The organism is Mycolicibacterium sp. HS_4_1 (genome assembly GCF_054515875.1).
Genome location: NZ_CM137261.1, coordinates 667,862 through 680,969 on the forward strand (window position 1 = coordinate 667,862; position 13,108 = coordinate 680,969).

Here is a 13,108-nt window from a genome sequence, read left to right on the forward strand (position 1 = left end):
CAGTCCTCTCGTCAACGCCTGCGAGGTCAGCTGTCGGGTTCGGGCTGGAGAGGTTGCCCGGCCTGCAAAGCAGGCTTCACCCCAAGGAGCCGAGGCTCCTGGTCCTGATTTCTTCGGTGGACCGGTTGGGTCCCCCGCCTCCATCCACGGGTTTGTCGTCGGCCGCACTTGATGGATGGAGCTAGGCGTTTCAAGTGCGGGTGCCAAAGGGTTGCTCTGGCTTGAGAGATGACGGTATCGGGTCGGGTGGGTTCCGTCACCTCGGCCGATTTTCGGCGTTTCGGCCTCCAGCAAATTATGAGAGGACTTTAAAGCCGCTGGCTGTTTCGGCGTTTTTGCAGGTATCAATGCCGGTCAGGCTGGCTTCAGCCAGGTCGTTACTGTTTCGTTATGTGAGGCATTTCACAGTTAGCCGCCGGCGAAGGGGGGAAGGACATCGATCGTCTCAGCCGTAGCGAGGGCGGTGTCCAGATCGCGCACGGCGACGCCGTCGCGCAGAAACGAGCAGCGTGAGAGCACTTTTGCCACATCTGCCCCACGCGTACCAATGGAGTGCACCAGATCGCGGACGGTTACGCCCTCATTGAGCTGCAACGTTTCGGTCTCGATCCCGGTTGCGGCCTTCGCGGCGGCGAAATAGCGCACCGTCACCAGCATTTCGGTCAATGTCAGCCGCCGATCGCACTCATCGGGCGGGCCGGCTGGACGAAACCCGGATCATTTATTCCGTGGCCCGCCGGCTTGGCCCACATCGCGGCCCGCCAGGCGGCTTCCAGCGCATCGTCGTCGGCGCCGCGTCGCAGCAACGCCCGTAAGTCCGTCTCCTGCTGCGAGAACAGACAGCTGCGCACTTGGCCGTCGGCCGTCAACCGGGTGCGGTCACACGTGCCGCAGAACGCCGCGGAGACCGACGCGATGACGCCGACGGTGCCCAGCACCGTCCCATCGTCGTGCACCTGCCAGAGCTCGGCCGGCGCCGAACCCCGCGGTGCCGGGTCCGGGCGCAAGGTGAATTCCCGGCGGAGGGCCGCCAGAATCTGGTCGGCCTGCAGGACCGAACCGCGCTGCCAATGGTGCCCCGCATCCAGTGGCATCTGCTCGATGATGCGCAGCTGGTAGCCATGCTCGAGGCAGAAATGCAACAGCGCCGGGGCGTCGTCCAGGCCCGTTTCCGGGTCGAGCACCGCGTTGACCTTGACGGGGCTCAGACCGGCATCCTTCGCGGCGGCCAGGCCGTCCAGCACCTCGGGAAGCCGGCGGCGCCGGGTGATGGCCGCGAACCGGTCCGGGTCCAACGTGTCCAGCGAGACGTTGACGCGATTCAGCCCGGCTTTCTTCAGTGCCGACGCACGTTTGGCCAGTCCGACGCCGTTGGTGGTTACGGCGATGGCCGGCCGCGGTTGTAGCGCGGCCGCCGCCGCGACGACGTCCTCCAGATGGGGTGACAGCAGCGGCTCACCGCCGGTGAACCGGATGCCGGTGATGCCCAGACGGGTCACGGCCACCCCGATCAGCCGCGTCAGCTCGTCGAGCGTCAAAAGGTCGGCACCTGGCAGCCAGTCCAGGCCCTCGGCCGGCATGCAGTAGGTGCAGCGCAGGTTGCAGCGGTCGGTCAGGGAGACGCGCAGGTCGGCCGCCACTCGGCCATATGTGTCGATCAGAGGTCCGGACGCGGGCGCCGCGCCGACGGGCCGGACGACGGTGGGCAGGCCGAGAGGCGTGAGCGTCATCTATCTCTGCCAGGCCGGAGCAGGGTGTGTCTGATCGACCGGGACGATCTGCTTGCCGAGGGGCAGCAGCGACACCGGGATCAGCTTGAGGTTGGCCAGGGCCAGCGGGATGCCCACGATGGTGATGGCCTGGGCGATGGCGGTGGCGATGTGGCCGAGCACCAACCACCAGCCGCACAACACCAGCCAGATCACGTTGCCGACCAACGCACCGGGACGCGGACCGGGCTTGTCGACCACCGTCTGGCCGAACGGCCACAGCGCGTACACGCCAATGCGGGCCGCGGCGACGCCGAACGGGATGGTGACGATGAGAATGAAGCAGATCAGGGCGGCGAGGAAGTAGCCAAGCGCCAGCCAGAACCCACCGAAAACCAGCCAGATGATGTTCAGGACCAGGCGCATGTCACCTCCTATAAATAGAACCTTCAGCCTACCGAGTAATGGGGATGCTGCGATCTGAGGTGGCCGAGTAGAATCAACGCCAACGCGTCCTGCGGAGGTGGGGCGCTTTCGTTATGTAACCGTATGTTGAGAACGAGCAGGTGAGACCAGTGCCAAGCGGCCGGGTTAAGTGGTACGACACGGAGAAGGGCTTCGGCTTCCTCTCACAGGAAGAGGGCGAGGACGTCTACGTCCGGTCTTCGGCGCTGCCCGCCGGCGTTGAAGGTCTCAAGGCCGGTCAGCGCGTCGAGTTCGGCGTCGCCGCCGGCCGCCGTGGTCCGCAGGCTCTGAGCCTCAAGCTGATCGACCCGCCGCCGAGCCTGTCGCGCACCCGTCGCGAGGCGTCGGCTCCCGAGCACAAGCACACGCCCGACGAGCTGCACGGCATGGTGTCGGACATGATCACCCTCCTCGAGGACGTCGTGCAGTCCGAGCTGCGCCGGGGCCGTTACCCCGACCGCAAGACCGCCCGCAAGGTGTCCGAGGTGGTCAAGGCCGTCGCGCGCGAGCTCGACGCCTGATCGCCGCGCCGAACGTCGGCTTGTGTTCGAAAATCGATTGATTTCACGCACACAAGCCAACGTCGGGCGAGCAGACTGGGGTCGTGTCCTACGTCAACTCAGGTTCTGAATTCACCCGCGACACGAACTACATCAGCACCCGGATAACTTCGCGCACGCGCGGAGCAGATGGTCCGGAGGCGGGTGGCGATTTTCCCGTCGAACCGGGCCGGTACCGGTTGATCGTCGCCAGGGCCTGTCCGTGGGCCAACCGCGCCATCATCGTTCGCCGACTCCTGGGCCTGGAAGACGTTCTCTCCATTGGCTTTTGTGGTCCGACGCACGACCAGCGCAGCTGGACGTTCGATCTGGACCCCGGTGGCGTCGACCCGGTGCTGAAGATTCCGCGCCTGCAGGACGCGTACTTCAAGCGTGACCCGAACTACCCCAAGGGCATCACGGTGCCGGCGATCGTCGACGTGCCCACCGGTGCGGTCGTGACCAACGACTTCCCGCAGCTGACGCTGGACCTGTCCACCGAATGGACTGCCTACCACCGCGACGGTGCGCCGCAGTTGTATCCGGAGTATCTGCGCGCCGAGATCGACGAGGTTGCGCAGCGCGTCTATACCGAGATCAACAACGGGGTTTATCGCTGCGGCTTCGCCGGGTCACAGGAGGCGTACGACGCCGCGTACGACCGACTGTTCACTGCGTTGGACTGGTTGACCGAAAGGCTCAGCGGCCAAAGGTATCTCGTGGGAGACACCATCACCGAGGCCGACGTGCGGCTGTTTACGACGCTGGCTCGGTTCGACCCCGTCTACCACGGGCATTTCAAATGCAACCGGTCCAAGCTCTCCGAGATGCCGGTGCTGTGGGCGTATGCCCGGGACCTGTTCCAGACGCCCGGTTTCGGCGACACCGTCGACTTCGTACAAATCAAGCAGCACTACTACATCGTGCACGCGGACATCAATCCGACGCAGATCGTGCCGAAGGGCCCCGAGCTCGCCGGCTGGCTCCTGCCGCACGGCCGGGAGGCGTTGGGCGGCAGGCCTTTCGGTGACGGCACGCCACCCGGTCCGGTCCGTGCGGGCGAGCGGGTGCCGGCCGGCCACGGCGCCTGACCCCCACGCCGAGTGGCCACCTGTGACACGGAAATCGCGAAAATCCGTGCAACAAGTGGCCATTCGCGGTTACGGCCAGACGGTCCGCACCGACCACTCGGCGTGCGGTAGCGGGAACTCGTTGCCGTCGGAATCCCTTGCCAGGGTAGGCAGCTGGACCGCGAGACCGAGCAACTTGCCGTGATGCGGGTCGACGGTCGGGATGGTGACGGCCAGTCGCTTGTCCGGCCGGAACTCGCGGACCGCGGAGCCGCCGTCTTCGTAGGCGAGCAGCAGCACCCACGGCGCTCGCGCGATGGCCTGCGGCACCGACAGCTGAACGGGATGGCGCGCCGTTACATGCAGCTCGCCGGTGGTCGCGGGCACGTCGCACGCCTTCAGGTGTACGTCGCAGTAGCGGTAGGGCCCCACCCGGGCGAGCTGGCCATCGGTGAAGGCGCTGATTTCGGGGAAGTCGGGACCCTGGTGCCGCGTCAGCCGCCAGATCAGTACCCCGGTGGCCGTTGCCGACAGCACCGCGACCACTGCCAATAGCGAGAGAACTCGTTTCATATCCATCCTTGGCGCATCCCGTGGGGCACTGTGGGATCGGTCTGTCGTTCAGGCAAGGGGCCCTCCTGCTCGGCTAGTACGGGCCGGTTGCCGCCGAAGCCCGGGATCAGTGAGCCTCCGTTGTAGCTCACGAGGGTCTGGGCCAGCCCGGGGATCAGCAGGGCGCTGACCGCGGTGAACCCGACCCAGAGGTCGGTATAGATCAGCACACCGACGGCGCCGCCGATCACCCAGGCCAGCTGAAGCACCGACTCGGACCGGCCGAAGGCCGACGCCCGCGACTCCTCGGGCAGGTCGTGCTGCAGCGAGGCGTCCAGCGACGCTTTGGAGATCGCCGTGGCTGCCGAGGTGATCAGCGCTGCCGCCGCGGCCACCATCAGGTTGCCGGCCACCGCGGCGGCGATGGCGGCGGCGGTGACGATGACGGTCGCGCGCACCACTACCTGTGCGGGCTGCCCCAGCTTCAGCCGGGCACTGGCGATGTTGCCGGCGAAGTTACCGATGCCCGCGGCGGCGCCGATGAGCCCGAGGATCTTCAGCTGCTCCCAGCCGCTCGCGTCATGCGACTTGGCGACGAACGCCGGATAGAGGAACAGGAACCCGACCAGAACCTTGATGGTGCAGTTGCCCCACAGTGACGTGATGATATTGCGGCCCAACGGCTGTCGCGGGGACTTGCCGTGATGCGGGTGCCGGAGTTGCTCGGTCGGTGCGTGGTACGACAGCGTCGCCGGCACCTCGCCCTCGGTGACCTCGACCCATTTGGGGATGCGCATGGTCAGGACCGAGCCCGCGACGGCCACGACGGCGACGACGTAGAGCGCGCCCGGCAGATGCATCAGCCCGAAGGTGTACTCGAAAGCGGCGGCGAGGCCACCACCCAGACCGGTGCCGCCCAGCAACCCGAACATGGTGAGCCGGGAATTCACCCGGACCAGATCGATGGTCGGCGGCAGCACCCGCGGCGTCACCGCACTGCGCAGCACGCTGAACGACTTGGACAGCACCATCATGCCCAGCGCGCACGGGTACAGCACCCAGGGCGGATAGCTCCCGGTCGCGCCGTCGTAGTTACCGATCATCACGAGCGCGAGCACGACACGCAGCGCGAACGACACGGCCAGGGCGACCCGGCGACCGTGCTGCACCCGGTCGAGCGCCGGTCCGATCAGAGGGGCGATCACCGCGAACGGCGCGATGGTGATCAGTAGGTACAGGGCCACCTTGCTCTTGGACTCGCCGGAGGCCGCCGCGAAGAACAAGGTGTTGGCCAGCGCGACGCCCATGGCCGCGTCGAGCGCGTTGTTCGCGACAACGGGCCACGTCAGGGCCGTCAGACCGGATTTGTCGGCGCCGTCGGCGGTGGCAGCGCGGTGCACGAAGCCGTAGACCTTGGTGCCCATCTCCCGGCTGCGCTGCGCGGCGGCGCGGGTGACGGTGATCTTCTCGCCATTGGCGTAGCCCCGACGGTCCTCATGGTCGCGCCGCCGGTCGTCGTAACCGTCGTCGAAGCCACGGTCGTAGTACCGGTCGTAGTCGTGGCCGTCGTGGTGCTCGTCGTCGAGCGGCGGCAGCCACCGGTTGTCGCTGTGCGACGACGAGCCCCGCGGTGGCGGCCGGCGGCGGGAGTGGCCAGGATCGCTCGGGTAGTTGGCCATGCCGGGATGCTCTTCGTCAGGGCGGCGCGGTGGGCGCGGCGGGTAGTAGCGGGGATCCCCCGACCTCCCGGCATCCCGCGGTCCACTCATGGGCACGATTGTTCCCCATGCTGCCGATAGCGGCGCGCAGGCAGGCGGTGTGGCCTTGTCCTGGGTGGTCAGGCAGTATTGAACGCGATGGACACGCCCAATGACACCGAATCGGCAGCCGCGACGCCGGACGAGTCGACGCCGACCGAGGCGCCGGTCGAGGTGCCGGCCCCTGAAGCCACCGCGGAACCCGTGGCGGGCGTCGAGGCTCTTGCTGAGGCAGCGGAATCCGCCGAGGTCGCGGACGTCGTCGCCGCGCCGCAGCAGGCCGTCGCCGACGAGTCCCCGGCCGACGAGGTTCCGGCGGTGGAGGTTCCGACTGTGGAGACCGAGCAAGCGCCGGACACCGAAGCCGCCCCTGAGGCGGTTGTCGAACAGGCCGACCTGCCCGACCTGACCCCGATCCTGATGGGCGCCGTCGACCAGGCCCGCGCCGCGATCATCGAATTCAGCGGCGAGGGCGTCGTCGGTGATTACCTGGGCGCCAGCTTCGACGACCCGGCTTCGGTGACCCATCGGTTCCTCGCCTCGATGTCCGGCTACCACGGCTGGCAGTGGGCAGTGGTGCTGGCGACCTATCCGGGCGCCGACCACACCACCGTCAGTGAAGTGGTCCTGGTGCCGGGCCCGGACGCGCTGCTGGCCCCGGAGTGGGTGCCGTGGCATGAGCGCGTACAGCCGGGTGACCTGAGCCCGGGTGATCTGCTGGCTCCGGCCCCGAACGATCCCCGCCTGGTGCCCGGTTACCTGGCATCCGGCGATCCCGAGCTTGACGAGGTGGCTGCTGAGATCGGCTTCGGTCGCAAGCAGGTGCTCAGCGACTGGGGCCGGACGGAGGCTGCGCAGCGCTGGCAGGACGGCGACTTCGGCCCGAACGCCGCCATGGCTCGCGCCACCCGGCGGACGTGCCGCGGATGTGGTTTCTACGTGCCGCTGTCGGGCTCGCTTGGCCTGGTGTTCGGGGTCTGCGCCAACGAGCTGTCGGCCGACGGACGCGTGGTGTCGGCGGAGTACGGCTGTGGCGCCCACTCGGACACGCCGCCGCCGGAGCCCATCGGCTCACCGGCCTTCGAGCCCTTCGACGACGGCGTGCTCGACCTCGGTACTTAGTTCGAGGCGCTCTCGGCCGCGGTCTTGATCCGGCTGAGCGAGGTCTTCATGCCGTCGACCAGTTCCTGCTCGAACGTGGGCACGCCACCCATGAAGCGGTCGACAAGTGCGCCCGAGATGGGCTTGACGCCGTTCTCCGCATGTCGGCTGACGGTCACCTTGGTGCCGGTGCCGGCGGGCTCCAGCTCGTAGGTCCACTCAGTGCCGTTCGCGTTGACCAGGAACGACAACTTCTTCTGCGGGTCCAGGGCGGTGATGGTCGAGGTGGTCGGCCAGAACATCGCGCCCCGCCGGTTGAGGTTGACGGTCTTGGTGCCGACCTTCACGGCGCCGATCGCCTTCATCACCCGGCACTGTGGGCTCCATTTGGGCATGTTGTCGAGGTCGGAGATCAAAGCCCAGACCTTGGCCACCGGCGCGTTGATGATGATGTCTGCCTGCAGCAGAGGTGCTTCTCCAGCCATTGGGCTCTCCCTTGTCGAGACGTTCCAGGTCAGCGCAGGCCGCGTTGGGCACCTCGAGCGCCGCGACGGGCTGCGCTGCGTTGCCACAGAAATATAGAGGTGCCCAGTACTCCGACCCCGAGGCCCGCGACGGTCACCGGCCGCCAGTCGTGCAGGGCAGCGACAGTGAAGGCCAACACCACCGCCACCAGCCAGCCGATTGCGGCGACCACGATCAGGGGGACCGGGTCGAGCAGGCGGTCGGGGAGAGCCGGCGGCTCGGGTGCCGCCGGTTGTTCGTGCGCAGGCGTGGCCATCTCCTCTAACGCTAGTCGATCGATCGGTACGCTATCTGCTCGTGACGGACGCCGATGACCGCTTGGCCAATGACCTGTCGCTGGCCGTCGTGCGGCTGGCCCGGCAGTTGCGGTTCCGTCGTCCGGATTCCCCGGTGTCCCTGACGCAGTTGTCGGCGTTGGCCACGCTCGCCAAGGACGGCCCGATGACGCCGGGCACGCTGGCCACCCGGGAGCGGGTGCGGCCGCCGTCGATGACGCGCGTCATCGCATCGCTGCTCGAACTGGGCCTGGTGGAACGCAGTTCGCATCCAGACGACCGGCGCCAGGTGCTCGTCGCGGTGTCCCCGGCCGGCGCGGAGCTGTTCGAGGCGGAGCGCCGGGCGGGCATGGAATGGCTGCAGGGCCGGCTCGAGAAGCTGAAGGAGCAGGACCGCGCGACCTTGCTCGCCGCGGCGGACCTGATGTTCGCGATCATCGACGAAGGCCAGTGAGCGCCGTAACGGAGGTCGACGACGGTGGTGACGGCGTCATCGACGTGATTGTCGAAGACGTCACCGACCCCGCTGATCCCCGGCTCGACGATTTCCGTGACCTCAACAGCGTCGACCGCCGCCCCGATCTGCCGTCGGGCAAAGGTCTGGTGATCGCCGAAGGCGTACTGGTGGCGCAGCGCATGCTGGCCTCCCGGTTCAGCCCGCGCGCGTTCCTCGGCACCGACCGCCGGCTCCGCGAACTGGCCGACGACCTGGCCGGCTGCGGTGTGCCGTACTACCGCGCCAGTGCCGAGGTGATGGCCGAGGTCGTCGGCTTTCACCTGAATCGGGGCGTCCTGGCGGCGGCGCCACGGCCAGCCGAACTGTCGGTGTCCGAGGTGCTGCAGGGTGCTCGGACCGTCGCGGTGCTCGAGGGCGTCAACGACCACGAGAACCTGGGCTCGATCTTCCGCAATGCCGCGGGGCTCGACGTCGACGCGGTGGTGTTCGGCGCCGGCTGTGCCGATCCGTTGTATCGGCGCGCGGTCCGGGTATCGATGGGCCATGCGCTGCTGGTGCCCTACGCCCGCGCGCAGTCGTGGCCGGGTGATCTGAAGTTGATGCAGGACAACGGCTTTCATCTGATCGCCATGACGCCCGGGGAAGGGTCCGTGCCGCTGTCCGATGCCCTCGCGCCGCTGGCGAACCAGAAGGTCGGGGTGCTGGTCGGAGCGGAAGGCCCGGGGCTCACCGAACACACCATGCGGGCCTGCGAGGTGCGGGCGCGCATTCCGATGTCGCGGGGGACCGACTCGCTGAACGTCGCGACGGCCGCTGCGCTGGCGTTCTACGAACGTGCCAGGGCGGCGGGCTAAGTTGGCTCAGATGACGACGCCGACGCAGACGCCCTGGGGCACCGGACTGACAGTGTCGGCATTCGTGGCCGCGCTGACCGCGGCGGCCATCATCGTCCTGTCCCTCGGACTGCTCCGGGTGCATCCGCTGCTGGCGGTGGGCTTGAACGCGGTGGCAGTCGGCGGCCTGGCCCCGACAGTGTGGAGCTGGCGCGTCCGCCCCGTATGGCGCTGGTTCGTCTGGGGCGCCGCTGCGGGCGTGGCGCTGGGGTGGATCGCGACGGCGGCCATCGCTTTGTCCAGCTAGCCTCACCGGGCGTTGACCCTGTAGCTATGGCGCAAAAGCGCGAGTAGCGCGGGCCCTCAGTTCAGAGTCGACGCGCAATCGCCGGGTCAGCGCTGGCCGTTGGCCCGGACGCCGAGCAGCACGTCTTCCCAGGCCGGAATCTCGGGCTTCTTCTTGCGTGGACGCGGCGCGGGTGCGGCCGGCTCGGGGGTCTCGGCGACGGCGGCCGGCTCGGGAGCGGGGATCGGCTCAGGCGCCGGCGCCGGGGCCTGAGCCGGCGGGGCGACAGGCGCCGCGGGCACCGGGGGAGCGACGGGTGCCGGCGTCATGACGACGACCGGGGCGGGTGCAGGTTCCGGGGCGGCGGGCTCTGGTTCCGGGACGAACGCGGGCATCGGGATCTCGGCGACCGACTCCTCGAAATGCAGCTGCGGGAGCGGTGCGACCGACCGCAGGGCCGGGCGGGTGTAGTTCGGATCGATCAGCTCGGTGGCGGCGTCGTCGAAAGCGGTGGTGGTGCCGCCGTGGGCGCCCGGGCTGAACCGGAAGTGCGCGACGTTGTCCGAGCGTCCGGCCTTCCAGCCGAATTGCACGGTCCACCGGCTGTCTTCGTTACGCCAGGCGTCCCACTTGGTTGCGTCGGGATCGAGTCCGCGGGAGATCAGGGCGCCGGTCACGGTTTCCAGCAGGGTCAGCACCGACGGGCCGTCCGGCAGGATCGGGTGCGACGCGCTGGCCAGCTCGGCGGCGCGGGACCGCTCCAGCAGCACCGGGTGGGCGAAGCGCATGACGCGCTCCGGGCTCACCCCAGCGGCTGCGGCGAGCTGCTCGACGGAGGCGCCGGCACGGATGCGGGCCTGGATGTCGCGGGGGCGCAGGGAGTTGGGCACCTCGACCTCGATCTGCGTCTGGTTACTGGCGGCCCGGTCGCCGCGGACGGCTGCCTTCAGGCGATCATCGACACGCAAGAAGAACTTGTCAGCGGTGGCCGAACCGTTGGGGGTCTCGCAGATGATGCGCTTGCCGTCGGCATCGAGTCCGACGACCTTGAGTTCCCTCATTGGTGACCTCCTAGGACGCGGCTTAACGGCTCACCCTACTGCGTTATCGACTCGTAATCGTGCTGACACACCGAGGCGCGCACCTCTTGCTGAGCTGCGCGCCTCGGATCGTGTTCGTGATTGTGCGGAGAGCCGTACTACAGGCGTTCGACAACCCAATCCACGCACGCCGTCAGGGCGCTGATGTCGTCGGGGTCGATGGCCGGGAACATGGCCACGCGCAGCTGGTTGCGGCCCAGCTTGCGGTACGGCTCGGTGTCGACGATTCCGTTGGCGCGCAACACCTTTGCCACGGCCGCCGCATCCACGTCGTCGTTGAAGTCGATGGTGCCGACCACCTGGGACCGCAGTGCCGGGTCCGCGACGAACGGAGTGGTGAACGGACGCGACTCGGCCCACGAGTACAGCCGCTGCGACGAGTCGGCGGTGCGCTTGACGGCCCAGTCCAGGCCGCCGTTGCCGTTCAGCCAGTCCAGTTGCTCCGCGAGCAGGATCAGGGTCGCGATCGCCGGGGTGTTGTAGGTCTGGTTCTTGAGGCTGTTCTCCACCGCGATGGGCAGCGACAGGAAGTCGGGTACCCAGCGGTCGGTGGCGGCGATCTGCTCGACCCGGGCCAGCGCGGCGGGGCTCATCACGGCCAGCCAGAGGCCGCCGTCGGAGGCGAAGTTCTTCTGCGGCGCGAAGTAGTAGGCGTCGGTGTCGGCGATGTTGACCGGCAGACCGCCGGCGGCCGAGGTGGCGTCGATGGCGACGAGCGCGTCACCGGCGGGCCGCTGGATCGGCACCGCGACACCGGTCGAGGTTTCGTTGTGGGCCCAGGCCACGACGTCGACGTCGGGGTCCGACTGCACCGCAGGCGCACTGCCGGCGTCGGCCTTGATGATGATCGGGTCGCCGACGAACGGGTTCTTGGCGACGCACGACGCGAACTTGCTGCTGAACTCGCCGTAGGTGAGGTGCAGCGAGCGCTTGTCGATGAGGCCGAAGGCGGCGGCATCCCAGAACGCGGTCGAGCCGCCGTTGCCGAGGATGACCTCGTAGCCGTCGGGGGTGGCGAACAGTTGCTTGACACCGTCGCGCACGCGACCGACCAGGTTCTTGACCGGGGCCTGGCGATGTGAGGTGCCGAAGAGGTTGCCGGCGGCGGCCAGCGCGGTCAGCTGCTCGGGGCGAACCTTGGACGGGCCGCAGCCGAAGCGTCCGTCGGCGGGCTTGATGTCGGCGGGGATGGTGAGCTCAGCCATGGTGCCAGCGTAGTTGCAGGTCGACGGCCCGGTGACCGCGGGATCCGCCTGGTTGCTCCACTTTGCGTGCGGATCGTGTGATCGGCGTCACAAAGTGGTTGGGGATGTGTGATGGCGGGCACTAGTTTTTAGGTGGTACCCCCGGTACCGTTAGGCATAAGGCAGCCGAATGTAAAGCTGACACAAAAGCCTTGGGAGGCTCGAAAATGGCTCGTACCCGCATGATTCGTCGCTGGCGCCGGAACATGGACGTGCTGGATGACCAGGTCTACGTCGAGAAGCTCGCCACACTGTCCGAGGGGTCGGTGCGGCGCAACTTCAACCCGTACACCGACATCGCGTGGGACTCGCCTGAATTCGCTGTGGTCCCGAACGACCCGCGCTGGATCCTCCCGGACACCGACCCGCTCGGTGGCCACCCGTGGTACCAGGCCCAGTCGCAGGAACGCCAGATCGCGATCGGCATGTGGCGCCAGGCCAACGTCGCCAAGGTAGGTCTGCACTTCGAGAACATCCTGATCCGCGGCCTCATGGAGTACGCGTTCTGGGTTCCGAACGGTTCGCCCGAGTTCCGTTACTGCACCCACGAGGCCATCGAAGAGGGCAATCACACCCTGATGTTCCAGGAGATGGTCAACCACATGGGTGTTGACGTACCGGGTATGCCCAAGCTGCTCAAGTGGATTCAGCCGCTGATCCCGCTGGCCGCCGGCCCGGCACCCATCCCGTTCTTCTTCGGCGTGCTCGCCGGCGAGGAACCCATCGACCACACCCAGAAGAACATCCTGCGTGAGGGGTCGGAGCTGCACCCGATCATGGAGCGGGTCATGGCCATTCACGTAGCCGAGGAAGCCCGCCACATCTCGTTCGCCCACGAGTACCTGCACAAGCGCGTTCCGGAACTGAGCCGCTGGAAGAAGTTCTGGCTGTCGCTGTTCGTGCCGTTGACCATGCGCATCCTGTGCTCGGCCATCATCGTGCCGCCGCGCGTCTTCTGGAAGACGTTCGACATCCCGCGCTCGGTGCGCGACGAGCTGTTCTTCGACGCCCCGGAGTCGCGCATGTTCCTGCGCAACATGTTCTCCGACGTGCGCATGCTGGCGTACGACACCGGTCTGATGAACCCGCTGGCCAAGGTCATGTGGAAGATCTGCAAGATCGACGGCCCGCCCAGCCGGTACCGCAGCGAGCCGCAGCGCCAGCACGTCGTGGTCGCCGCCTGATCTTCTGAAAC

The 13,108-nt window shown here is 67.8% G+C and carries 16 protein-coding genes and 1 riboswitch; of the genes, 7 read left to right on the plus strand and 9 right to left on the minus strand.

What is annotated here, in order from left to right; translation table 11 throughout:
• Positions 1–168: riboswitch (cyclic di-AMP (ydaO/yuaA leader) on the minus strand.
• 240 nt (positions 169–408) lie between these two features.
• Genes ACX12F_RS03105 through ACX12F_RS03115 form a run of 3 tightly spaced genes read right to left on the minus strand, consistent with a single transcriptional unit; the run spans position 409 to position 2,135 of the window.
• Complete coding sequence (locus ACX12F_RS03105) at positions 409–657, minus strand: MoaD/ThiS family protein (RefSeq protein WP_459368239.1); 249 nt, start codon at positions 655–657, stop codon at positions 409–411.
• Between the two features lie 11 nt (positions 658–668).
• Positions 669–1,730: a GTP 3',8-cyclase MoaA gene (moaA, locus tag ACX12F_RS03110; protein WP_459368240.1), complete on the minus strand. Its 1,062-nt coding sequence runs from the start codon at positions 1,728–1,730 to the stop codon at positions 669–671.
• A complete protein-coding gene (locus tag ACX12F_RS03115) occupies positions 1,731–2,135 on the minus strand; it encodes a YccF domain-containing protein (RefSeq protein WP_459368241.1) in 405 nt (134 codons plus the stop codon).
• 149 nt (positions 2,136–2,284) lie between these two features.
• Between ACX12F_RS03115 and ACX12F_RS03120 the strand changes: the two genes are divergently transcribed.
• A complete protein-coding gene (locus tag ACX12F_RS03120; protein ID WP_073697818.1) occupies positions 2,285–2,695 on the plus strand; it encodes a cold-shock protein in 411 nt (136 codons plus the stop codon).
• Positions 2,696–2,778: 83 nt separating this feature from the next.
• Complete coding sequence (locus tag ACX12F_RS03125) at positions 2,779–3,804, plus strand: glutathione S-transferase family protein (protein WP_459368242.1); 1,026 nt, start codon at positions 2,779–2,781, stop codon at positions 3,802–3,804.
• Between the two features lie 69 nt (positions 3,805–3,873).
• On the opposite strand, the gene ACX12F_RS03130 is transcribed toward ACX12F_RS03125, so the two are convergent.
• Positions 3,874–4,356, minus strand: a complete 483-nt coding sequence (locus ACX12F_RS03130; RefSeq protein WP_459368243.1) for a DUF2771 domain-containing protein — start codon at positions 4,354–4,356, stop codon at positions 3,874–3,876.
• Positions 4,353–6,104, minus strand: coding sequence for an MFS transporter (locus tag ACX12F_RS03135; protein WP_459368244.1), 1,752 nt, complete (start codon positions 6,102–6,104; stop codon positions 4,353–4,355). The genes ACX12F_RS03130 and ACX12F_RS03135 overlap by 4 nt, the downstream gene beginning before the upstream one ends.
• A gap of 408 nt (positions 6,105–6,512) precedes the next feature.
• On the opposite strand from ACX12F_RS03135, the gene ACX12F_RS03140 reads away from it, so the two are divergent.
• The gene (locus tag ACX12F_RS03140) at positions 6,513–7,214 is read left to right on the plus strand and encodes a DUF3027 domain-containing protein (protein WP_459370227.1); all 702 of its coding nucleotides are present in this window, start codon (positions 6,513–6,515) and stop codon (positions 7,212–7,214) included.
• Here ACX12F_RS03140 and ACX12F_RS03145 read toward each other — a convergent pair.
• The gene (locus ACX12F_RS03145) at positions 7,211–7,678 is read right to left on the minus strand and encodes an SRPBCC family protein (RefSeq protein WP_459368245.1); all 468 of its coding nucleotides are present in this window, start codon (positions 7,676–7,678) and stop codon (positions 7,211–7,213) included. The genes ACX12F_RS03140 and ACX12F_RS03145 overlap by 4 nt on opposite strands.
• Before the next feature lie 29 nt (positions 7,679–7,707).
• Positions 7,708–7,974, minus strand: a complete 267-nt coding sequence (locus ACX12F_RS03150) for a DUF2530 domain-containing protein (RefSeq protein WP_459368246.1) — start codon at positions 7,972–7,974, stop codon at positions 7,708–7,710.
• 41 nt (positions 7,975–8,015) lie between these two features.
• Between ACX12F_RS03150 and ACX12F_RS03155 the strand changes: the two genes are divergently transcribed.
• The 3 genes from ACX12F_RS03155 to ACX12F_RS03165 are packed head-to-tail and all read left to right on the plus strand — an operon-like array spanning position 8,016 to position 9,590.
• Positions 8,016–8,447 (plus strand): Rv0880 family HTH-type transcriptional regulator, encoded by a 432-nt coding sequence (locus tag ACX12F_RS03155; protein ID WP_459368247.1) that lies wholly within the window; start codon positions 8,016–8,018, stop codon positions 8,445–8,447.
• Positions 8,444–9,304 (plus strand): TrmH family RNA methyltransferase, encoded by an 861-nt coding sequence (locus tag ACX12F_RS03160; RefSeq protein ID WP_459368248.1) that lies wholly within the window; start codon positions 8,444–8,446, stop codon positions 9,302–9,304. Before ACX12F_RS03155 ends, ACX12F_RS03160 begins: the two co-directional genes overlap by 4 nt.
• A gap of 10 nt (positions 9,305–9,314) precedes the next feature.
• Complete coding sequence (locus ACX12F_RS03165; protein WP_459368249.1) at positions 9,315–9,590, plus strand: DUF2537 domain-containing protein; 276 nt, start codon at positions 9,315–9,317, stop codon at positions 9,588–9,590.
• Between the two features lie 86 nt (positions 9,591–9,676).
• Here the strand turns inward: ACX12F_RS03165 and sepH are convergent, their stop codons facing one another.
• Positions 9,677–10,630 carry a septation protein SepH gene (gene sepH, locus ACX12F_RS03170; protein ID WP_459368250.1) on the minus strand — a complete coding sequence of 318 codons (954 nt, stop codon included), beginning with the start codon at positions 10,628–10,630 and terminating at the stop codon, positions 9,677–9,679.
• A 137-nt stretch (positions 10,631–10,767) separates the two neighbouring features.
• Positions 10,768–11,874: a phosphoserine transaminase gene (gene serC / locus ACX12F_RS03175; RefSeq protein WP_459368251.1), complete on the minus strand. Its 1,107-nt coding sequence runs from the start codon at positions 11,872–11,874 to the stop codon at positions 10,768–10,770.
• Positions 11,875–12,080: 206 nt separating this feature from the next.
• On the opposite strand from serC, the gene ACX12F_RS03180 reads away from it, so the two are divergent.
• Complete coding sequence (locus tag ACX12F_RS03180) at positions 12,081–13,097, plus strand: AurF N-oxygenase family protein (protein WP_459368252.1); 1,017 nt, start codon at positions 12,081–12,083, stop codon at positions 13,095–13,097.
• Positions 13,098–13,108: the final 11 nt, after the last annotated feature.

Bases quoted from the DNA above. Each gene is read 5' to 3' on its own strand.
- ACX12F_RS03135 (WP_459368244.1), bottom strand. From the start codon at position 6,104: ATGAGTGGACCGCGGGATGCCGGGAGGTCGGGGGATCCCCGCTACTAC.
- ACX12F_RS03105 (WP_459368239.1), bottom strand. From the start codon at position 657: ATGCTGGTGACGGTGCGCTATTTCGCCGCCGCGAAGGCCGCAACCGGG.
- sepH (WP_459368250.1), bottom strand. From the start codon at position 10,630: ATGAGGGAACTCAAGGTCGTCGGACTCGATGCCGACGGCAAGCGCATC.
- ACX12F_RS03165 (WP_459368249.1), top strand. From the start codon at position 9,315: ATGACGACGCCGACGCAGACGCCCTGGGGCACCGGACTGACAGTGTCG.
- ACX12F_RS03115 (WP_459368241.1), bottom strand. From the start codon at position 2,135: ATGCGCCTGGTCCTGAACATCATCTGGCTGGTTTTCGGTGGGTTCTGG.
- ACX12F_RS03140 (WP_459370227.1), top strand. From the start codon at position 6,513: ATGGGCGCCGTCGACCAGGCCCGCGCCGCGATCATCGAATTCAGCGGC.
- moaA (WP_459368240.1), bottom strand. From the start codon at position 1,730: ATGACGCTCACGCCTCTCGGCCTGCCCACCGTCGTCCGGCCCGTCGGC.
- ACX12F_RS03150 (WP_459368246.1), bottom strand. From the start codon at position 7,974: ATGGCCACGCCTGCGCACGAACAACCGGCGGCACCCGAGCCGCCGGCT.
- ACX12F_RS03180 (WP_459368252.1), top strand. From the start codon at position 12,081: ATGGCTCGTACCCGCATGATTCGTCGCTGGCGCCGGAACATGGACGTG.
- ACX12F_RS03145 (WP_459368245.1), bottom strand. From the start codon at position 7,678: ATGGCTGGAGAAGCACCTCTGCTGCAGGCAGACATCATCATCAACGCG.
- serC (WP_459368251.1), bottom strand. From the start codon at position 11,874: ATGGCTGAGCTCACCATCCCCGCCGACATCAAGCCCGCCGACGGACGC.
- ACX12F_RS03130 (WP_459368243.1), bottom strand. From the start codon at position 4,356: ATGAAACGAGTTCTCTCGCTATTGGCAGTGGTCGCGGTGCTGTCGGCA.